Below are 22,069 nucleotides of genomic sequence, written 5' to 3'. Positions count from 1 at the left end.
AATTTTTATGCAAAATAAAATCCTTGCTCAAGATCGGCAATCAGACCGGGCTGCGCCGGTGTCCAGCCTGTAAGCTCCCGCGTTGCCTGAGCCGCCTGCGCAGTGTTGTATAAGCTTGTGACGTCAAGGGAAGAAAGGGCGCCAAGAAAGCCGAAATGGGCGGCTGCTTCTTCAGGTGTGAGGCTGACCGCCGGCACATTCAGCTGGCGGCCGATGACCGCAGCGATCTCGCGGAGCGGAATGCCTTCGTCGCCGGCACCGAGCAGCCGTGAGCCTGCCGGAGCGCATTCCAGCGCCAGACGGTACAGAACAGCCGCATCCAGGCGGTGAATGGCCGGCCAGCGGTTCATGCCGTCGCCGATGTAGGCGGCGGTGCCTTTTTCCCGGGCGGCATTGATCATCATAGGCACAAATCCCTTATCGCCTTCGCCGTGCACGGACGGGGCAAGCAGGACGATGGATGCCCGAACTCCCCGCTCTGCCAGGCCGAGTACGGCCTGATCCACGGCATGCCCGTTTGCATGGGCTGTCGTAATGAACGGCTTGCCGGAGCCCTCAAGCACCTCTCCCATAGCCTCAACGGCCCGTAAATCCAGAGCCAGCGCACCTTCAAAGTCGGAAAAATCGTTCGTAAACGCCAGATGAATCACGCCGTCCGCAGCCGCGGCGGCGCTGCGCAGCGTGTCCAGATCCTCCAGCGTGCCGTACCGCACTTCGGCTCCCGCGGTCTTTAATGCTGCGGCTTTTTCCTCAGAACGGCTGAGCCCCGTCACTGTATGTCCCGCGCCGATCAGTTCCCGGACGACCGCAGAACCGATATACCCTGTAGCTCCTGTAACAAAAACATGCATGATGATGTCCTCCTTCATAAGTTGACTGCTTGACTCTATTAAGCTTAAACTATGAAGTGAACTCTAGGGCAAGCGGTCCAAAGGAGAAATGAGCATGAAAATTCAGGAACTTGCAGACAAAATGGGATTGACGATCCATACGATCCGTTATTATGAAAAGGAAGGCCTGCTGGATGACCGGCATGTCCGGCGGGAAAGCAACAATTACCGGAATTATTCGGAGGAAGCGGTCGAGCGGCTGAAGCTCATCAAAAAATTTCAGTCCATCGGCTGTTCGCTGGCTGAACTGAAGGAGGTCCTGCAGGACCACGACACCAATACGCGCACTAACCTGCAGATTATAGACTGGATTCGCAGCAAGAAAGAGGAGATCGAAAGCAAGAAGGAAGAATACGATCAAATGCTGGTCACTCTGAACAAAATGCTGGAGTACCGGACTCTGCTTATCGACGATCCGCAGAAGGCTCAAGCGATGATGAGCGCCTGGCAGGCCGGCTCATCCGATTGAGCCGGCTGCTTGGCGATGAGTTGCGTACACGCCCTACTCCTCGTAATTTGTTTGAAACCAATTTTCCAATTCTTCACTCATTATCTCGTACTGCTTCTTAGCAGCATCCGGATGCAGTTCGATTCCCCCGGAGGGCCCGAAAATAACGATTTCTACGCTGGTATGATCTGTAAGGCCTAAACAAAAACACCCCCAAGGACTGGGAGTGTTTTGTTCGTGTTCGTGTTCGTTTTCGTTTTCATATTCGTATTTACGGAGGCTTATCCTCTATGATCTTATCTCTGGCGCTTAACGCCCACCGTCACAATCTCACAAGGTCCGACCGGAAGTCTCAGGCTGCCATCGCCGTTCGGGGCCGGAATGGCCTCGCCCTGCTCCTCAAGAATATTGCTCTTATAGCAGGCGGAGCCTTCCAAAGGCTTAAAGGCAAAGGTCAGGTCCGCGCTCCGGCTGTCCATGTTGTACCAGCGGAGCATGAGGTCACCGGACTCTTCGCTGACCTTCAGCGAGGAGAACGCCAGCTCGCGGCCGGTCCAGGCCAGCGGTGCGTAGTCAGGCGGCAGGCTGCCTGCATGCACGCCGGTCTGGGCGACCGTCCAAGGAATCTGGAACTGGTACGCTTCGGCATATGCGCCGGAACGGATGCCGTCTCCGCTGTGCGGAATGAGCTCCAGGTGCACGGTGTGCTCACCGATGCACTGGGCTTCCGGCGTCGGGAACAGCCCCCAGTCGCCGAGCTCGCCAGTGGAGCGGAGCAGCGTAACAGCGATCGTACTGCGGCCGTCCCGCAGCACTTCATATTCATTCAAGCCAAGGTTGGCAACAGTCAACCCGGCAGCGCCCGCTTCGCTCACATCCACAAAAGCCTGCTGATGCTGGGTATTGCTCGGATTTTCCCATTCCTCGGCCGGAACGGTGTCCCGCTTCGCAATTTCAAACATCGAATCCACGCTGTGCACGCCCGCTTGAAGATCCGTCGGGAACAAAGCCCGCAGCCGGTGATCCTTCGCCTGGTTGTTGAACGAGGTTTCGATGGCTACGCCTTTGCCGCTTCTGCTCAAGGAAACAACGGTACGGATCGTCAAAGGAATCAGCTCTTTAGAACGCTGCGCTGTCCGGTTCGGATACCAGATCAGCTCGCGCTGCTCCTGGTCCAGCTTCTCGTCTGCAGAGGCCGGAATTTCCCAGTGATGTACAATTTCAACGGACGCGCGGTATGGCGTGTCCTCGATGACCCGGATGTCCGCTGCCAGGCCGCGGGTCGTCAAAGCTTCTTCACCGTCCGGCTGGCGGAACATGTACTCGTTGCCGATGTCGCCGGCATTCTCATACACGCCGAGGTCGCTGTATACTCTTCCGGTCTGTTTGTCGGTCAAGGTGAAGGAGCCGTTGTCCGCGATCTCTACTTTGAGCCGGCTGTTCTCCAGCGTGCGGCTGTCTGCAAGCAGAGAAGCTGCAGAGGATGCGGGCGGCACAGATAACGCAGATGTCGCAGACGCCGCTGATGACGCGGATGTCGCAGGTGCCGCAGACGATGCTGAAGCTCCGGCTTCCGCGCTGCGCACCCAGGCGTAGGTCTTGAAGCCAAGCGCAGGCACGTCCGCTGCTTCAAAGGTCAGGCGTACACGGCGGCAGCTGTACGGCTGGCGGAACTTATCGTCCGGCAGGTCGTAGCCGAACAGCAGGCCCAGATCCTCGACCGTGCAGGGAACCGTGTTGCCATCGGCATCCACCAGCACCCGGCCGGACAAATCGACGCTGCTCATGCGGCGGGTCGTCTCTTCCAGGCCGAGATTATCGCGGAAGTACAGCCGGGCCGCATCTGCCTCAACAGTGATGACGCCGCTGCGCACCCAGCCGGAGGTGTTATAAGCCACCACTGGCACCGGATCTTCGCCGTATTTGCCGAATACCGTCGTGTCGACCGCTTCCGCAATCACCTGTTTGCTGTCGTCGATGATCGTCTCCGTCACATGACGGCTCTTGTCGAAGCGGGTCACCATCTCGCGGTGCACCTCGTCGACGCTGCAGCCGCAGATGCTGTCGTGCGGATGGTTCTGCATGAGCGTCTTCCACGCATAGGTGAACGTGTGATGCGGGTAAGGCTGTCCGAGCAGGGAGGCCAAGGAGGCCAGCGGCTCGGCGGCTTTTTCCAGCAGGGCCTGGCCCTTCTGGTTCATCTGCTTCAGGTAAATCCGCGAGGATGCAGTGTTGACAAGGGTGCCCCAGCCGTCGGTACGCTGGCTGCGCAGCTCGCCTCTGACGCTGGACAGCTCGCGGTCCACCGCTTTCTCCACGGCTTCAATGTAATCCGGGAAGCTGGAGTGGATGAACTCCACGTCCGGATAGAGCTTTTTCGCCGTTTCAATCGCTTCCGGCAGGTCCAGCTGCACGGGCTGGTGATCGACTCCGTTCATGAAGAGGAGCTCGCCGGTGGAGGCGTATTTTTCCGCGTCAGCAAGCTTGCGCTTCCAGTATGCTTTCGCTTCCTGCTCGTCGACCGGCACCTCGTTGCCGTTGGAATACCAGTTGGCGAACAAAATGCCGAGCACCTTCGACCCGTCCGGCCCTTCCCAGATCAGCTCGGAGAAGGAGGATTCGTAGCCGCTGTCCGACACCATATTGTTGAAGCCGGTCGGCTTCACGCCGCGGCCGAAGAACACATTATTGATGCCCGACTGCTTCATCAGCTGCGGCGTCTGCCCCGTGAGCCCGAACGTATCCGGATAATAGCCGACTTTGGCCGGGCTTCCATACCGCTTGGCGTCGTGGTGCCCCACCTGCATGTTGCGCACGTTGGCTTCACTGCTGGTCAGGAACGCATCCTGCAAAATATACCAGGGACCGATGATGATCCGGCCGTCCTGGATATGTTTTTCGAGACGCTCGCGCTGCTCGGGGCGCACCTGAAGGTAATCCTCCAGGATGATCGTCTGCCCGTCCATGTAAAAGCTTTTGAATTCTGTCCCCGCGTCCAGTTTGTCCAGCAAGGAGTCCACCAGGCTGATCAGGCGCATGTGGTGCTTCTCGTAAGGCAAATACCATTCCCGGTCCCAGTGGGTGTGGGAGATGATATGGGCTTTTTTCTGACTCATGCTGCTTCCCGCCTTCCTAAATCTAAATCTTGTTCTATAAAGACTGAATTAAAGAAAAAATGCTGCAGGGGAGGAAAAGGATTCCGAAGAAACGGTAGTGTTCGCCTTTGTGATTGGATTTCTACCTTATAGCCTTATTGATAAAGAAATCCGGCAACAACAGCGATCGCAGGAACCTCTCCCGTACTTGCCCCAAATTGTCATTCAAAGGTTCAGTCTATATAGTTGAAAAATCACTCTATACATACGGCTGCTTCAAGCCGTTTAATCCTTCATCTACTCTATTCTACGCGGATCTCCACTTCCTCCGGCCGATAGACGGCCGTAATGGCTCCATCCCGGTCTGCCGCAAACAGCACGCTGCGGTCGCTCTCCAGCGTAAAGCTGTAGACCTTCCCGGTCGCGGAGTCTTTGACCTTCACATCGGCATCCCAGCCGAATTCAGAGACAAAGACGTACAGGCTGCCGCCGGCAAACGTCAGCTTGCGGCCATAGACGCCGTGAAGATCGCCGCCGGCCAGCCATTCCATGTCCCCTGTAACGCCGGCTGCGTCTACCGCGTAGCGGTACAGCTCGGCAATCGCCTCGTCCCGGCCGTTCAGCTCAACCGGGAGCGGGCTCCAGATCAGGCGGCCCTTGCCGAGCGGCAGGTCTACGACGCTGTCCATGCGCGGACGGCCGGAGCCAGAGGCCGGGGCTGAGGCTGAAGCGGAGTCACCGGCAGCGGACGCCGTGACGCTTTCTTTGGCCACTTCGGCGATCCGGCGGTGGCCAAAGGACAGTGGCAGCGCTTTGCCGCCAAGGCCCAGCATTTCCTCGCGGCGGACATTGCCCAGCACGCGCCCGCCGCCCAGCAGGGCATCCGCGCGGTCTGTCGGACGCCAGTAAGCGTCCAGGCCAAGCGGGCCGGTGACGAGCAGAGTCGCTCCGGACTCGCGGACGATGTCCAGCAGGCGCTCCAGCGCCGCGCTGTCTACGTTATGCGGGCTTGGCAGCAGGATCAGCTTCGGCGCATTAGCCGCCAGATCGTCCAGATGGTATTCGGATGCGCCGCGGCTCGCCAGCTTCAAGTCGTAAGTCAGGATGCGGACGGCGCGGGTCGTCGATTCGAAAGCAAGTCTCCGGTTCGAGAAATCGTTCGAATAAGGGAACACCACCGCAATTTCTTCCAGCACGCGGTCCGTGAACAAGTCACGCGTCCTGGCGATAAAACGGCCAAAGTCGTAAGACACATCGGCTTCCGGCTTCTCCGTTCCATCCGCGCGCAGGGCGCCGATGTGGGATTCATTGGCGTTATCCATATAGAAGTTCGTATTCCAGATCCAATGGATTGCGCCGGCCCCGCCTGTCGAGAAGGCATAGGCGTATTTGCGCTCCAAAATATTGCGCAGCTCGGCCTCCGACCGTTTCGCGCGGCCGTCCGGCGTCTCCACGTACATGATGCCGGTCTCCTGAATGAGGTTCGGCTTGTTCGGCGTCTTCGCGAACACGCCGTCCCATACGAGATAGTCATTCAGCCACCAGGAGTGAACGGTCGTATAATCGACGGCCTCTTCATAGAAGAACGGCGACGGACGCTGCGACCCAAGCGCCTCGTCCTGCCCGACCGTCACCAGATGGTCCGGGCACAAATTTTTAATTGCGGCCACAAGCTGCTTAGCCCAGACGTTGTGCATCTCCATGGAGAACAGGCAGTAGTCCAGCCATCTGGTGCCCTTCTTGCCCTGGTGCATATCCTGCACGTCGAAGTTGATCTCCTCCGGCTCCGGAATCGTGACGGACGCAAAGTCCGGCAGCTGCTTCGGCGAAATGTTCCAGGCCGCCTGCAGCTGCTCGATCCGCCCGTGGCGCTGCTCCAGCCATTTCACAAAGGCCTCCCGCTCAAACGGATCTCGCGCGGATCGCGGACCGTCCGAGAAGATGCGCGGCGGGTCAAACATCGACGGTTCATTGATCAGATCCCAATCCACATTAGTCGTGGCCGTATGGCGGCTGACAATCGCCCGGATAAATCGCTTCTGCGCTTCCACGCTCTGCGGGTCAAGGTAAGGGTTCAGCCCTTCCCATGTCTCCGGCGTGAAGGAGAAGAACGTGAACGTGACCTGAAGACCGTGGCGTTTGGCCGTCAGGAAGAAGGCGTCAATCGCCCGCAGCACTTCTTCAGAGACGTGGCCGTCCACCTGCATGATATTGCGGTAAGCCGTCCAGACGCCGGTGCGGATCCAGTTGATGCCGGCTTTGGCCATTTGCGCCATGTCGCGGTCCCAGACCTCCACATTCGGCAGGAACAAAAATTTCCGCGCCACATCCGAGGTCATGTAGGTCATCCCCACAACCGGCAGCGGCCGTCCATCCTTCACAAAATAATCCCGGCTGCGCGCCACCGGCGTTCCTTCAGCCAGCATAACATCATCACGTCCCCAGAAGCCCTGGCGCAGCACGCGCACCTCGCCGTCCGGCGCTTCCGCCCTAAGCTCGGCATGGTACAGGCCCGGTTCAACGGGAAGCGCGACCGGAATCCGGACAAAGCTCTGCTCGCCGGTTACCGTTACCTGGAAGCCGTGGCCCCATACCTGCTTCCGGCTCTCATGCTTGACGGACAGCTCAAAGTTCCAGCTCTCCGGCTCAGCCTTCCGTTCCTTCCCGCGCTGCAAAATCTGTGTCTGCAGCGTCAGCGTAACCTGCTCGCCCTTCTCGTAAGCAGCGTAGTTCGGCTTCAGCGACAGCTCGGTTACGCCTTTGGCGCAGAACTGCGCCCAGTCCGCCAGCCTGGTCGCGCCTCCCTGCGACCAGAAGGCCTCCGTCAGCGGCAGGCCGATAAACATCCAGCGGGAGCCCGCGTAGGTGACGCGGGAGTTCTCCCACAGGATGACCGGCGCGGCGATTTCGCGGCCTTCCGCGCTGATGCCCTTGAGCAGCGGATAAATCTGCGTGCTCATCGGTCCGGCCGAGCCCATCTGCTGCGGCAGATCGCTGCTCTTCGTCGTATGCGGCACCAGGTTCCAGCAGTCTGCCGCTGCAAACAGGGATTCCGAGCCGGCAAGCACCGGCACCGTATCCAAGGCTTCGAGAGCCGCAATCCGGGCGCCGTCCACCGGCAGCGCCTCGTGGATGTACAGCTCCTGATGATACGCCGTCTGCGGCTGCTCAGGGGTCCACTGTCCATCCTCCATGCGGACAGGGATCTTGAACGGCGCGCCGCCGGCGCTGATCAGGCTGCCGCCCCGGCGCAGGAAAGCAAGAATCTCCGTCCAAGCTTCTTTCGGGAAATACGGCGCGTGCAGGTTCACAAAGCAGCCGTTGTCCAAGCCGCGCAGCGCCTCGGCGAGGCCGTCCGCTGTGACCGTCTGCACGCCCTCCTCTGCTGCAAATGCCCCCGCCGCCGGCACAACGCCTGCGGCCGGAAGATCAGCGTCCAGCAGAATGACAACATTGCGGCTGCGTTCCAGACTCAGGCTCATAACAATCCATCCTTCATGGCTTTATAGACAAGCTGGGAGAACAGGCTGTTCGACCAGGCAAACCATTTTCTTGTAAAAATCGCCGGGTCATCGGCATGAAACCCCTCGTGCATAAACCCGGTATCCGCATCGGTCGCCTCCAGAAGGGCGATCATCTCAAGCTTTTCCTCCGCCGTCTGCGCAGTAAGACCCTGCATGGACAGCGCCATATGCCAGATATAATCCTCCGGCGTATGCGGACTGCCGATGCCTTTAGCTGCTTTGCCCTCAAAGTAGAACGGATTCTCCTTGCTGAGCGCAAATCGTCTTGTATTTTGGTAAATCGGGTCCTCTGCTGTCGTGTAGCCCAGATAAGGAATCGACATCAGTCCCGGTGTTCCGGCATCATCCATCAGGCAGTAGTTGCCGAAGCCGTCGGTTTCATAGGCATAGATCGGGCCGAATTCCGGATGGCGGTAAATACCGTACAGCTGAATGCCGTGATTGACTTCAAGCTCAAGCTCCTTCAGCTCAGCGAGCAGCGCCATATCGCGGAAGACCCACTCGGCGAACTCCTGCATCTGGCGCAGCGCCACGACCGCAAACATGTTGCCCGGGATGTTGTAGTGGAAGTCGCACGCGTCGTCGCTGGAGCGGAAGCCGGACCAGACCATGCCCGTATAGTTGACCGGCATCCCCAGCCCGTTATTGCGCAGGGAGTCGTGAAGAATGCCGTTATTGCGGGTGAAGCGGTACGGTGATTTTTCAAAGTGGTACTGCTCGGTCTTGAACAGGTCGACAATGGTGCGGATCGCCTTTTTAAAGTTGGCATCAAAAATATCCGTCAGCTCGGTTTCCTTCCAGTACGTATAAGCCAGCCGGACAACAAAGCAGAGCGAGTCAATCTCGAATTTGCGCTCCCAAACCCAGGGGGACATTTCGGTCACATCGGTGGTATTCCAGTGCCAGTCGTTGGCCGATTCGTTGAACGCATTGGCGTAAGGATCGATCAGGACGTAATTCACATGGCGTTTGATCAGGCCGCTGATGATCCGCTGCAGGTCCTTGTCTTCTTTGGCAAAAGGCACATAATGAATAACCTGCTCGACAGAGTCGCGCAGCCAGGAAGCCGGAATGTCGCCGGTAATGACGAAGGTCGTGCCGTCCTCCATCAGTTTGGTTGTCGTTTCAAGCGTGTTCGGAAAACAGTTCTTAAACAGCTGCAGCAGCTTCGGCCGGCGGGCCAGCTTCTCTTCCGCTTCGCGGATCACGTCCTGGACGGCCTGCGGCAGCTCCAGCTTGGGCATTGGGATTTTTGGCAGTCTGAATTGTTCCAAGTGAGGTTCGCTCCTTTGCTGAGTAGAGAGTAAGGGGCCGGCTGAAGCCGCTGCCCCCGATGAGTAAGATGTAATTATTTCAGCAGTACAGTTTTGATTTCGTAAGGTTTAAAAATAAGTGAAAGAGCTCCGTCCTCTGTCTGCAGCTCTTCAACCTGCTCCTCCAGCGCGTTGGACAGGCAGGCCTGGCCGAAGGCATACGGCCATTCCAGCTTGATCTGCCCGCGGCCGCCGGACGATTCGTAGAAGCGCAGGATTGTGCCGCTGCCGTCTTCGGCTGCTTTGACGGTATCCAGCACGACGTGGCTGCCCTCCAGCGAAATAAGCGCTCCGGCGGAAGGGCGTTCTCCCTTCCGGCCCGCCGCCAGCGCCAGAACCGGCACGTCCGTATTCAGCTCCGCAGCATGGCGGACAATATGGCTGCTGCGCCAGTCCCCTTCGTGCGGAAGCAGCGAATAGGTGAAGTCATGCTCGCCAAGATCGGCCTGGACGTCTGGCCATTTCGGCGCGCGCAGCAGGGACAGGCGGATCGTGCTGCCCTGTACGTCATAGCCGTATTTGCAGTCGTTCAGCAGGCTGACGCCGTAGCCATGCTCGGACACGTCCACAAAGCGGTGGCCGCAGACCTCGTACTGCGCCTGCTCCCAGCTGGTGTTGCGGTGCGTGGCGCGTTCGAGCGAGCCGAACGGAATTTCATAAGTGGCTTTTTCAGTGACGACATCCACTGGGAAGCCGACCTTCAGCAGCTTGTGGGCTTCATTCCAGCGGACATGCGTCTTGAAGTCAATCCGGCGGTTATCCCGGTAAAAGATCACGTCCTGCGTAATCTCCGACTGGCCGATGGACCACCGGAAGCGGAGCACGTCCTGCGTCTGCCCCGCCAGCACCACCCGCTTCTCCAGCAGCCCGGCTTCGCCGGCCCGCTGCTTCTCGTAGCGGGTGTCAATGTCCCACGCGTCCCACAGCGTTGGACGGTCGTGGAAGAAGTGGAAGCGGTTCGCCGCTTCGCCCGGCTTCACGATTTCGCGTCCGGCCTGTTTGTCGAACAGGCTGGTGATCTCGCCGCGTTCGTTAAAGCGGACGAGGTAGAACGGCGTCTCCCAGGTATCGCTGAATCCGGCTGATTCCGCTGATTCCGCTGATTCCGCTGATTCCGCTGATTCCGCTGAATCCGGGGATACGGGGCCGCCGCCGCTGCTTCCGCTTCCGGCAGGCTGAGCTTGCGAACTGCCTGCCGCTGCCGCAGCAGATGCAGATGCCGATTCCGGCTTCACCCAGATGGTCTTGTAGCCGAATGCCGGAACGTCCGGCACAAATACCGTCAGGCCGCCTTCGGCACGGTCGGTCTTCAGCTGCACGCCGGCTTCATCAAAGGCGGCATAGGCCGATTCCGCGCCCGCCTCGTCAGCCACGCCGGCCAGATCCAGCTGCACCACTGCGCTGCGGCTCCAGCCGAGGCTGTTGAACACGGCGTAAGGCGTTCCTTCCGCCTGTGCGGAGGTGTCGATGCCGGCGGCGATGGCCTGGAGGCCGGCTGCAAGTCCGGCACGGCCTTTTTCAAATACTTGAACATATTCTTTCTCCGAGGTCTGGTACGCTTCCGTGATCGCCGACCCCGGGATAATGTCATGGAACTGGTTCAGCAGAATCAGCTTCCAGCCTTCATGCAGGGCCGCCAAGGCGGCTTCGCGTCCTGCCTGATCCTGCGCCGGGCGGGCCAGCTCGTTCCACAGCTCCGCTTCGCGGTACAGCACCTCCGCTTTGCGGTTGCTGCGCTTGTTGCGGGCATGGGTCGTATAGGTGCCGCGGTGCAGCTCCAGATACAGATCGCCGCGCCAGGCTGGCAGCTCGGGCTCCGCTGCGCTGATTCCCGCAAAGAACTGCTGCGCCGTGCTGTACCGGCTCGCCGGCTGGCCGACCATCAGGTCCGAGCGGTCCAGATATTCGAGCATTTCGCGGGTCACCCCGCCGCCTCCGTCGCCATGTCCGTACAGCAGCATCTGTTCGTTATGAACGGCTTTCTCGCGGAAGGACTGCCAATGATCATGAATATCCTTCGGTGTTGTATGCTCGTTCACGCCATGGTTGAGGTAGGACAACATCGGAGTGCCGTCAATCCCGACCCAGTGGAACAGGTCATAAGGGAACACATTCGTGTCGTTCCAGCCGAGCTTGGTCGTCATGAAGTAATCAATCTTCCCGTGCTTCAGAATCTGCGGCAGGGAAGCGCAGTAGCCGAACGTATCCGGCAGCCATTCGATATTAGAAGTCTTGCCGAACTCCTGCTGGTAGAACCGCTGGCCGTGCAGCATCTGACGGATCAGCGATTCGCCGCTCGGCAGGTTGAGGTCCGGTTCGACCCACATGCCGCCGACGAGCTCCCAGCGCCCTTCGGCGATCCGCTTCTTCACCCGTTCAAACAGCTCGGGATCGTTCTCCTTCAGGAAAGCAAACAGCAGCGGCTGGCTCTGCGTATACCGGTATTCCGGGTATTCGTCCATCAGCCGGTCTACGGTGGAGAAGGTGCGGCTTGTTTTGCGGACCGTTTCCCGCACCGGCCACAGCCAGGCAATGTCAATATGCGACTGGCCGACCATGTGCTCCAGGCCCTCCGCATTGCCGCCAGCCTCGCGGACCTCCTGCTTCAGCTTCTCCTCTATTTCAGCAGCAGCCGCGCCTTCGCGGACAGCTGTTTCATCCAAATTCACAAACCGGTCCATCGCCCGGTACAAAGCTTCCTTGAGCCGCACCGCCCGGAAATCTCCCGCAGGCAGCAGGACAAGGGTGTCACGGACGACCGTCGCCGTGTACATCAGGCTTCGCACAGCGTGATTAGGCCGCACGAGCAGGCTGCTGATGGAAGTGATCGGCGGGTTAATGACCGCCTGGCGGTTCAGCGGGTCCACCGGCTCCGGAACGGGATCGAACAGCTCGATCTCCAGCTCCGGCGCTTCTCCTACGACAGACGGGTCAAGCGTAACGTAAGTATGATTGCGGTCCAGTCCCTGGAAGGAGGCTCCGTTTACGCGGAGCAGCCCTTCACCGCCGGAAGCAAACACCAGTCCATACGGTGCCTCCAGCCATTCGGCCGGTATCTGAAGCTTGGTTCTGAAGAAGTAAGTTGTACCCTGCTTGCTGGGGAAAGAGCTCAGTCCCTCCCCTTCCGGATAAGGAACAAAGCTCTCGTATTCCCCCGGCAGCTTATAATACCCCCGCGTAATCTCCCAGCTGCGGAGCTCGATCTGCTCCAGCCACTGGTGGTCCTCCAGCTCGCGGATAAAACGTCTGATGCGTTCCATTACTCTGCCTCCCGAACGGTTAATTCGCAGCTTGCCGTGTCGTTTACATTTTGTCCGATATGAATACGGAACAACCCCGGTTCTACAACCGGCTTCAAATCGCGGCCGATGTACTGCAGCTGCTCCGCGCCAATCTCAAAGCTCACCGTTCTCGTTTCGCCCGGCTCCAGGAACACTTTGACGAAGCCCTTCAGCTCCTTCAGCGGGCGGCTGACCGCGCTTACCGCATCGGATACATACAGCTGCACAACTTCCGAGCCGGCGGCAGAGCCGGTGTTCGTGACGTCCACCGATACAACAGCCGTGTCCGCTGCCGTCATGGACGTCCTGCTGATGCTTAAATTCCCATAGCTGTAAGTGGTATAGCTAAGCCCGTATCCGAACGGATACCGCGGCTTGGAGTCGTCCTCCAGATACCGCTTGCCGCGCGAGCGTTTGCCGTTATAGTAAACCGGCAGCTGGCCCACATGCTTCGGTACGGAGATCGTTAAACGGCCGGACGGGTTCACGTCGCCGAACAAAATGCCGGCAACCGCATGTCCGCCTTCCTGTCCCGGATACCAGGCCTCCAGAATCGCGTCGGCCTGTTCATCCACCCAAGGCTCGGCAATCGGACGGCCGTTGATGTAGACGACGATCAGCTTCCTGCCCAGCCTGCGGATCTCCTGCATCAGCTCCAGCTGCACGCCGGCAAGCTCCAGCGTCATCCGGTCGATGCCCTCGCCGCACTCCATGTCGTTCCAGGAGCTGTCGCTCACTTTCGAAGCTCCGGTCTTCAGGTCGATCGTACCTTCGCCAAAGTCGCGGGCGCTTGAGCCGCCCATCACCATCACGACCGTATCCGCCTGTTCAGCGGCTGCCAGCGCGGTCTCAAAGCCCTCCCGGGAATCGCCCTTAATCCGGCACCCCGGGGCATATAACACGTGTCGATTTTCACCATACTCATTCTCCAGCCGGGCTTTAATTCCTCTTAGTACCGTCGAAACTTTTTCCGGCGGCTGCGGGGACGTGTAATCGCCGAGCTGGTTATAGCCGTGGTCGGCGTTCGGGCCGATCACCGCAATTGTCCCGCTGCCCGCAGTCAGCGGCAGCGTTCCGTTATCATTTTTCAGCAGAATGATGCCTTCCTCCGCCAGCTTCCGGGCCAGCTGTACATGCTCCGGACGGCCGATGATCTCAGCCGCATGCTCGGGATCGGAATAAGGATTCTCAAACAGGCCCAGCTTGAATTTCAGGGTCAATACGCGGAGCACCGCGCGGTCCAGCACCTCCTCCGCAAGCCTGCCTTCGCGCGCCGCCTGCAGCAGATACGTGCCGAACATGGCGCCGGACATCTCCATGTCGATGCCTGCTTCAATGGCCTGGATGGAGGCATCCATTCCGTCTTCGGCCACGTCATGACCGGAAGCCAGCATCTCAATGGCGCCGCAGTCGGTGATGACCATTCCGTCAAAGCCCCACTGCTGGCGGAGCACGCCGTCCAGCAGATCAGTATTTACCGTACAAGGGACGCCGTCAATCTCGTTGTAAGCCGGCATAATGGACGCCGCTCCGGCCTCCACCGCCTTCTTGAACGGATAGAGATCGACCTCAAGCAGCTCGCGCCAGCCCATATGGACCGGGCCGGCGTTGCGGCCGCCCTCCGAGCTGCCGTAGCCGGCAAAATGCTTGAGCGTGGCAGCCACGCTGCTGCCGTCCGCCAGGCTGTCGCCCTGCAGCCCTTCAACGGCTGCCGCCGCAAATTCGCCGATGAGGTAAGGGTCCTCGGCGAAGCACTCCTCCGTGCGCCCCCATCGGGGATCGCGCACGACGTCGAGCACCGGCGAATAGGTGGCCGCGCCGCCCTGGGCGCGGGTCTCCGCCGCTACGGCGCGGCACATCTCGCGGTACAAGTCGACGTTCCACGTGCTGCCGAGCAGCAGCGGAACCGGGAAGACCGTGCCGCCGATCGCCATATGCCCGTGCGAGCATTCTTCGCCGATCAGGATCGGGATGCCGAGGCGGGAATGCTCGACCGCATAGCGCTGGATCTGATTGACAGCTTCCGCGCCTTCCGCCGGTGACAAGCCGTTCTCCAGCGTGACCCCGGTCCACGGGTCGGCGCGCAGCACGCCGTACAGGGAGCCGGCGCCCCCCTTCCGGACCTGTTCCTTAAAGGCCTCCGTAAGCGTAATGGTACCCCCGCGGTTCTCGTAGGTCTGCCAGCCGAACGGCTGGACAAGCTGTCCGGCCTTCTCCTCCACCGTCATCAGGCTCAGCAGATGCCTTGCCCGCTCCTCTGCGGGTCTGGCTGCATCTTTATAGATCTCCATGCGTTTCTCCCTCTCCCTTCCTCATCCCAAAGTTTGGCAATATGTTATTCCTTCACAGCCCCTACGGTCAAGCCCTGCACGAAATAACGCTGGAAGAACGGATAAGCAAAAATAATCGGCAGCGTAGCCAGTACCACCATCGCCATGCGGGACGTATCCTGCGGGATGGAGGACAAGGCCTGCATGCTGAGCGAGCTGTTCTGCGAGTTCTGCTGCAGGAACTGGATGCTGTTCTCGATCCGCATCAGCATCGACTGCAGCGGGACAAGGTTCGGATTGTCAATGTACAGCAGGGCGTTGAACCAGTCGTTCCAATAGCCCAGCGTGCTGAACAGGCCGATGGTGGCCAGACCCGGCAGCGACAAAGGAAGCACGATACGCAGAAAAATGTAGAAATCCCCCGCGCCGTCAATCCGGGCGGATTCGATAATCGCTTCAGGCACGCTTGTGCTGTAGAACGTTCTGAGAATCATGATGTAGAAGGCGTTCATAGCCAGCGGCAGAACCAGGGCCCAAATCGTATCTTTCATATGGAGCAGCTGGGATACGACCATGTAAGTCGGGATCATCCCGCCGTTAAACAGCATCGTAATGATAGCGAAGACGGAGAAGAATCTCCGGTAGCGGAAGCTGCTGCGCGAAATCGCGTAGGCGTACAGGGAGATCAGCACGAGGCTGATGATGGTGCCCATAACCGTCACCAGAATGGTGACCCCGTAGGAGCGCAGCAGCGCGTCCCCGGTCTGGAAGACGAAGCGGTAGGCTTCAAAGCTCCATTTGGCCGGGAAGATGCGGTAGCCGTCTGTGGCCAGTGTTTTTTCATCCGTAAACGAAATAATAACGACGAATAAGAACGGGAACACGCAGATAAAAGAGAAGACCGCCGCAATCAGATGCAGCACAAAATTCCATCCGGCTGTGACGTTATGAAAGTCACGGGCCTTTCTGCGCGGAACGTCCTGAACATTTGGGTTGTTGCTTGTTGCCATTTCAGCCATGAGGTAGCGCTCCTTTCAGCGTTGAATTAGAACAAGGCGCTTTCTTTGTCGAGCCTGCGCACGATGTAGTTCGAAACGATAACCAGTACAAAACCAACGACGGACTGATACAAGCCTGCAGCCGTGCTCATGCCGATTTCGCCGGTTGTTTTGAGGCCGCGGTAGACATAGGTGTCGATCACGTTCGTAACTGAATACAGCGTACCGGAGTCGCGCGGCACCTGATAGAACAAACCGAAGTCCGCGTAGAAGATCCGGCCGACCGCCAGCAGTGTCATGATGATAATGATCGGGGACAGCATCGGAATCGTAATACTGCGGATCTGCTGCCACTTGCTCGCGCCGTCGATCATGGCCGCTTCATACAGCGACTTGTCGATGCCCAGGATCGAAGCCAGATAAACAACGCTGTTGTAGCCGATCGATTTCCACAGGCTGACGAAGATCAGGATGTACGGCCAGTATTTCGGATCGGAGTACCACTGGACCTTCTCCATGCCGAACCAGCCCAGAATCTGATTCAGCATCCCGCGGTCCATGCTCAGGAAGCTGAACGCGAAATAACCGACAATAACCCAGGACAGAAAGTAGGGCAGGAACATGCCGGTCTGATAGATTTTAGCCATCGTTTTGCCGACCAGCTGCGACAGCAGGATCGCCATCGCCACAGACAGGACAAGCCCGATGAAGATAAATGCGATATTATACAGCAGCGTATTCCGGGTAATCACCCAGGCATCGGTTCCGCTGAACAGAAACTTGAAGTTCTGCCAGCCGACCCATTCACTCTTGACGATACTGGCCCAAAAGCCCTCGCGGTTAAAGCGGTACTGCTTGAAGGCGACAATCGTCCCCACCAGCGGAAGGTAGGAGAAGAAGAAGAACCAGATCGCCCCCGGCAGCACCATGAGCAGCATGACTTTATTCTTAAGGATGTTCTTGAAAAAGCTAGCCATTAGCGTTCCCTCCTGAAAGATGTAAATAATGAAAAAGGATCGGGCGCTATGACCACCCGCCCGATCCTTCCGACATTGCTGATTTTTCAAAACAAATTTGCTTATTTGCTGTTCGAAGCTCTCCAGGCATCAAGCTGGGTTTGCGCTTCAGCGATAATTTTATCCAAGCCTGCTTCTTTAAACTTCTGAATTGCTTTAGGCAGGTATTCTTCAGGATCAACAGTACCGGTCATCAGAGATGCCCAGAACTGCTCCTTCACGTTCTGCACAGCTGCCATTTCAGTCGCTACCTTCGTGCTGTCAAAGTTGAAGCTCAGAATTGGAGAATCTTTGCCTTCTGCGTTGAACTTCTTGAACTGATCCCATTTGTCGTCCGGATCGTTAGGGTTCAGGTACAGCAGCATGTTGTTGCCAAGCGAGTAAGAAGGCATATCATAGTTCTTGGATTCTGCCAGGTTCTCGATGTGAGTATCGTCGATCTTCTTGTAGTGCGTGCCTTCGATACCGGAGTCAACCATGTTGCGCAGCACCGGATCGGTGTTCAGCAGGTTCAGGAACTGCATTGCTTTCTCCGGATGCTCGGAGTTCGCGGAGATCGCCATGATCGAGCCTTGCACCGAAGTGTTCGTAATGATGGCGTCACTTGCAGGTGTGGATACGACAGGGTATCCATAGCTTGCGGACCAGAGGTTGTCAGCCAGCGGCTGGGTCTGCGCACGGTCCATGAACCAGTTGCCGGAAGTCATCAAATCGCTGGTGGAGCCTGTTGTTGCTGCTTCAGGAGCCACATAGCCGGCTTGATAATACTTGTGCATGGTAGTCAGAGCCGCTTGCATTTCCGGTGTTTCCAGAATGTCTACGATCTTGTAATCCGTTGTGTCGAGTTTAACGGCCATCGGCAGGTTCTGAATGATGTAATCGTAAGGCACGTAAGGGACATAGTTCTTGTCCATGGCGAACGGCGTTACGTTAGGTTCATTTTCCTTGATGGTCTTCAGAAGAGGCTCAATGCTCTCCAGGGAACGGACATTGGTGGTGTCCAGGTTGTATTTGTCTACCAGGTTCTTGTTGAAGCGCCATACTTCCTGCTGCGGAAGCTCTTTGTTAGCCGGGATCCCATAATTGTGGCCGTCTACCTTGGAACCTTCAAGGAAAGCAGGATCGATCGCGTTCTTCAGATCTTGACCGTATTGATTGAGCAGATCGTCAAGCTGCAGGAACGCGCCTTTTCTTGCGTTAGTTACATAGTCGAAGCCGCCGGCCGAAGTGAACATGATGTCCATCGGTTCACCGGAAGCGACGTTAACCTGCATTTTCTGTGTATAATCGCCCCAGTCGATCATCTTCATTGTGACAGTGACGCCGATCTTCTCCTGTGTATATTTGCTGACTTCCGCCATGACCTTGTCGACATCCTTCTGCGGCGTGCCGATCGTGTACCAGATCAGGTTCACAGGCTTGTCAGAGCTGCCGTTCGAAGATCCTGCTGCGGAATTGCTGTTTGCATTGCTGCCGCCGCATGCGCTCAGCACAAAGGTCAATGCGGTAAGCATAGCCAGCGCGACGGAAAGTCTCTTTTTACTCTTTCTCATTGGTAAATCCTCCCCTTTGAAATGGTGACCAGAGTGACTTGTTAACCAATCGAACTACTTTAACCTTACCGGATGAAAGCATTCTCAAAAAGAAGATAAACTTAATAAATTGAGGTACAAATTAAAGAAAAGAATGGCCGGTTCATAAATTTGGTACCGTTTCCATTAAAACGCTTACTTGTGCTGTCAGCTTCATGTCTGACATGGGCAGAAATAAGAAACCCCCGTGAGGGGGCCCGGCTGCTTAGCCTTGCTCTCTCATCAGGGATAGGTATGAACGGCTTATAACGCCTTGAAATCGGTTGGGGAGATGCCGACATACTTTCTGAACTGTTTATAAAAATAGCCGGTCTCCCAGTACCCGACGTTTCTGGCGATTTCCTGCACCTTCAAATTCGTATGCTTCAGCTGGTATTTCGCTTTCTCAATCCGGTATTTATTGATATATTCGGCAAAAGATTCCCCTGTCTCCTTATGGAACAGCTGTCCCAGATAGACGGGATGAATATGGTACTGCAGCCCCAGCGTCTTCAGCGAAAGCTCATCCGCATAATGCTCATGAATGTATGCCAGCACCTGGCTGACGACCGGATTCTTGCTGTCCTGCAGCAGGGCGTTGACCGTCTCCCTTGCGACCTGCTGCAGAGCCCCGGTCAGCTCGTCAAAGGTCAGGCTGCTGCGGATGTTGTCCAGCCCCTTCTTGAAAATCCCCTCTTCTTCCGTATGCCGGATCTCCTCCAGCTCCATTTTGAACCGGACAACCAGCTCCAGCGCCCGGTTCAGCAGATCCTTGGGGCCGATTCCGCCGCTTTGCCGCATCTGCTCGAAATCCTGCCCGATCCTGCAGGCCAGCCCTTCCGCGTCACGCGTCAGGAACAGCTTCGCATAATCCGGCCACTGCAGGGAGAAAGGCTGTCCTCCGGCCGCTCCGCCGCTCTCCATGCCATTCTCCGTGCTTAGCTCTGTTCCAAGCTCCGTGTAATCCATGACCGTCCTGCCCGGATACACCAGAAAATACTCCAAAGCCTGCTTCGCCTCACGGTAGCTCGGCGCCGCCTCCTCCGGCCAGTGGCCTACGCTGCCTATCCCGATCTGAACGGCGCTATGACGGCTGGACAGCTCATGGGACAGCTGTTCAAGCAGCGCGATGAAGCTGCGCTTTCCTTCCGCCCACTCGTCCATGGACGCAAGCAGCACCAGATCTCCGTCCACATCCCGGAATAAGGTCAGATTCGGCTCTGTCTCCAGCCTTGTGCGCAGCCACTCGAATCCGTCAGGCCCGTTCTCCACGGGACGGAACACCGCCGCTGCTACATAAGGACGGTTCAGAAACAAACCGAGCAGGTCCGCTCTCTCCTCGAATTCGGCGGCCGCAATCTGGCCGGTCAGCCAGCGGTACAATGTGTTGTCCTTGATGATCTGCACATCGAACGCGTCGTACAGCTCCTCCGATTTCGCGCTGTCCAGCTTCTCCACCGCATTGCGCAGCGTCGATTCCAGCTCCTCGATGTTAATCGGCTTGAGCAGGTAATTTTCAATGCCCAGCTTCATGCCTTCCTTCAGATAATCGAACTCGTTAAAGCCGCTGAGGATAATGACCTTGAGCTCCGGGTGCAGCTTCCGCGCCTCCCGGATCAGGCTCAGCCCGTCCATCACCGGCATCGAGATGTCGGTAATCAGCACGTCGGCCGGCCGGGCTCTCAGCGCCTCCAGCGCACGCTGGCCGTTCCCGGCCTGCCCTACAATTTCCAGCCCGAAGGAGGGCCAGTCCAGAATATCGTACAAGCCTTCGATAATGAACGGCTCATCATCGACAATAAACACTTTATACATGGTCAGCTGCCTCCTCCATGTTCGGGTATCTGACCTGAACCGTTGTGCCTTCACCGGCTTGGCTGGTGATCGTCAGGCCGTATTCAGGGCCGTAGAGAAACCTCAGCCGGCTGTGCACACTGCGCAGACCGAACATTTTTCCCGTCTCCTCCGGCTTCTCCAGCTCTTCCCTAATCTCCTCCAAACGGTCCGGCTCTATTCCTGTCCCGTTATCCGAAATCTCGGCAATAAGCACCTGCCCCTCGGCCCGCACCTTTACCGACAGCCAGTTGTCCCAGCGGTCCGTGCGGATCCCGTGCACAATATAATTCTCGATCACCGGCTGCAGAGACAGCTTCGTTACCGTTTTATTGTCAAGTCCCGGCTCAGAAGTCAGGGTGTAGTTGAATTTGTCCTTATAACGAATCCGGAATAGCTCTAGATACAGCCGGCAGGATTCGAGCTCATCCTTCAGCGTATAGACCTTCTTCTGCTTGACCAGATTCTTGAACAGCAGGGACAGGCTGTAGATCATTTCGCCTACATCCCGCGCTCCCTGCGAAATCGCCCTCATCCGGATCACTTCAAGCGTATTGTACAGAAAATGCGGGCTGACCCTCGCCTGCAGGGCTACGAGCTCCGTCTCCTTCTGCTTGATCTCCGCCTTGTACACGCGCTCTATGTAGAGATTCAGCTCATCCAGCATGTCGTTGAAGCTCTTGGAGATCTGGCCCAGCTCATCTTCATGAGGGTCCTCAATCCGCGCCGCCAAATCCCCATTCTTCACCTTGCGGGTGAATTTAATGATCCGGTTGGTTCTCTTGGCAAAATTCATGACAAAAATAATCGGGATGCTGATCACAAACAGGATACAGAAGACGCTGATCGTAATAATGGTCTTCTTGATGCCGGAATAGGCCTCCGCAACCTCAGACTTCGGAACAGAACCGATGACCGCGTATCCATCATCCGCTGAAATCAGCTTATTAAGATATAAATGCTGGCCGCTGCTCGTAGAGACCGATTCGGGGGTATCATACAGGGTTCCTTCAATATCGACGTAGGGGTATTTCTTGCCGTAGAACTGGTCTTTGGAGTCATACAGAACGGTGCCTTCAGGCGAAAGCACGACAATCTCCCCCTTGAGGCTGTTCTGATAGCTCGCAAGCGCTGAGGAAATGCTGCTGGAATTCAGGTACACCAGCAGCTGGCCGGCATTTTTGAGGGTCTGGCGGTTGTTGATCGGCACCCGGATGGCATAGAGCGCGGGGTCCTTCTGGCTGACAGCCTTTTTAACCCAGTAGTTGGGGGCTGTAATATTCTTCGTCTCCATCGCCATGGCGTCCGGAATATAGGAATGGGTCATCTGCGCGGAGATCTGCTTGAACTGCTTGCTCGCATTGAAAGCCGACAGCTGCTGCTTGTCCGAGCTGTACAGGATCAAATTCCGGATATCGCTGTTCTCGTCCATCACGTTCTGAAAATACTGCAGCGCATCCGTGGAATAATCACCGGTTTCGTTGTAGAACTGATCCATCCGGTGCTGCACGTATTCCGCATAGTTATGCTCCATCAGATAGCTGATATTGCCGTATAACGTCTCATTGCGGTACATATCCCGGACCATGTTCTGCACAGCCTCGTAGCGGGAATGGAGGTAGCGGTTCACACTTTCCATCGCCGCCTTCTGGCTGTCGAGCTCCCGTTTCATGATCGATTGGGACAACGAAATGAACATCAGATAAGAGAGGGTAACAATCGTCAGGACGGCAATCCCCATAAAGATCAGGAGCATTCTCATAAACAGGTTATTTTTAAAGAAATTCCGATAGATGTAACCGGCTCTCATGCCCTATTCCCCCATCCGCT

Annotated in this window: 12 protein-coding genes; 1 reads left to right on the top strand and 11 read right to left on the bottom strand. The window is 57.3% G+C overall.

Annotated elements, in window-relative coordinates:
- Window positions 1-5 precede the first annotated feature (5 nt).
- Window positions 6-851 (bottom strand): SDR family oxidoreductase, encoded by an 846-nt coding sequence (locus FCN15_RS11110; protein ID WP_138495086.1) that lies wholly within the window; start codon window positions 849-851, stop codon window positions 6-8.
- A 94-nt stretch (window positions 852-945) separates the two neighbouring features.
- Between FCN15_RS11110 and FCN15_RS11105 the strand changes: the two genes are divergently transcribed.
- The gene (locus FCN15_RS11105; protein ID WP_138495085.1) at window positions 946-1,359 is read left to right on the top strand and encodes a MerR family transcriptional regulator; all 414 of its coding nucleotides are present in this window, start codon (window positions 946-948) and stop codon (window positions 1,357-1,359) included.
- A 275-nt stretch (window positions 1,360-1,634) separates the two neighbouring features.
- On the opposite strand, the gene FCN15_RS11100 is transcribed toward FCN15_RS11105, so the two are convergent.
- The 10 genes from FCN15_RS11100 to FCN15_RS11055 form a co-directional block, all read right to left on the bottom strand.
- Window positions 1,635-4,454, bottom strand: coding sequence for an alpha-mannosidase (locus FCN15_RS11100; RefSeq protein WP_138495084.1), 2,820 nt, complete (start codon window positions 4,452-4,454; stop codon window positions 1,635-1,637).
- Between the two features lie 281 nt (window positions 4,455-4,735).
- Window positions 4,736-7,915, bottom strand: coding sequence for an alpha-amylase family protein (locus FCN15_RS11095; protein WP_138495083.1), 3,180 nt, complete (start codon window positions 7,913-7,915; stop codon window positions 4,736-4,738).
- Window positions 7,912-9,231, bottom strand: coding sequence for a glycoside hydrolase family 125 protein (locus tag FCN15_RS11090; RefSeq protein WP_138495082.1), 1,320 nt, complete (start codon window positions 9,229-9,231; stop codon window positions 7,912-7,914). The genes FCN15_RS11095 and FCN15_RS11090 overlap by 4 nt, the downstream gene beginning before the upstream one ends.
- 74 nt (window positions 9,232-9,305) lie before the next feature.
- Window positions 9,306-12,530, bottom strand: a complete 3,225-nt coding sequence (locus FCN15_RS11085; RefSeq protein ID WP_138495081.1) for an alpha-mannosidase — start codon at window positions 12,528-12,530, stop codon at window positions 9,306-9,308.
- A complete protein-coding gene (locus tag FCN15_RS11080) occupies window positions 12,530-14,842 on the bottom strand; it encodes a glycoside hydrolase family 3 N-terminal domain-containing protein (RefSeq protein ID WP_138495080.1) in 2,313 nt (770 codons plus the stop codon). Before FCN15_RS11080 ends, FCN15_RS11085 begins: the two co-directional genes overlap by 1 nt.
- Window positions 14,843-14,886: 44 nt before the next feature.
- Window positions 14,887-15,840 carry a carbohydrate ABC transporter permease gene (locus tag FCN15_RS11075; RefSeq protein WP_420819568.1) on the bottom strand — a complete coding sequence of 318 codons (954 nt, stop codon included), beginning with the start codon at window positions 15,838-15,840 and terminating at the stop codon, window positions 14,887-14,889.
- Window positions 15,841-15,866: 26 nt separating this feature from the next.
- Complete coding sequence (locus tag FCN15_RS11070; RefSeq protein WP_138495079.1) at window positions 15,867-16,796, bottom strand: ABC transporter permease; 930 nt, start codon at window positions 16,794-16,796, stop codon at window positions 15,867-15,869.
- 101 nt (window positions 16,797-16,897) lie between these two features.
- Window positions 16,898-18,388 carry an ABC transporter substrate-binding protein gene (locus FCN15_RS11065; protein WP_138495078.1) on the bottom strand — a complete coding sequence of 497 codons (1,491 nt, stop codon included), beginning with the start codon at window positions 18,386-18,388 and terminating at the stop codon, window positions 16,898-16,900.
- A gap of 282 nt (window positions 18,389-18,670) precedes the next feature.
- Window positions 18,671-20,221, bottom strand: a complete 1,551-nt coding sequence (locus tag FCN15_RS11060; RefSeq protein WP_138495077.1) for a response regulator transcription factor — start codon at window positions 20,219-20,221, stop codon at window positions 18,671-18,673.
- Window positions 20,214-22,049: a sensor histidine kinase gene (locus FCN15_RS11055; RefSeq protein WP_138495076.1), complete on the bottom strand. Its 1,836-nt coding sequence runs from the start codon at window positions 22,047-22,049 to the stop codon at window positions 20,214-20,216. The genes FCN15_RS11060 and FCN15_RS11055 overlap by 8 nt, the downstream gene beginning before the upstream one ends.
- Window positions 22,050-22,069: the final 20 nt, after the last annotated feature.

This window comes from Paenibacillus pinistramenti, assembly GCF_005869875.1.
Classification (GTDB): domain Bacteria; phylum Bacillota; class Bacilli; order Paenibacillales; family Paenibacillaceae; genus Fontibacillus; species Fontibacillus pinistramenti.
This window is presented reverse-complemented; position numbering and strand designations above follow the sequence as displayed.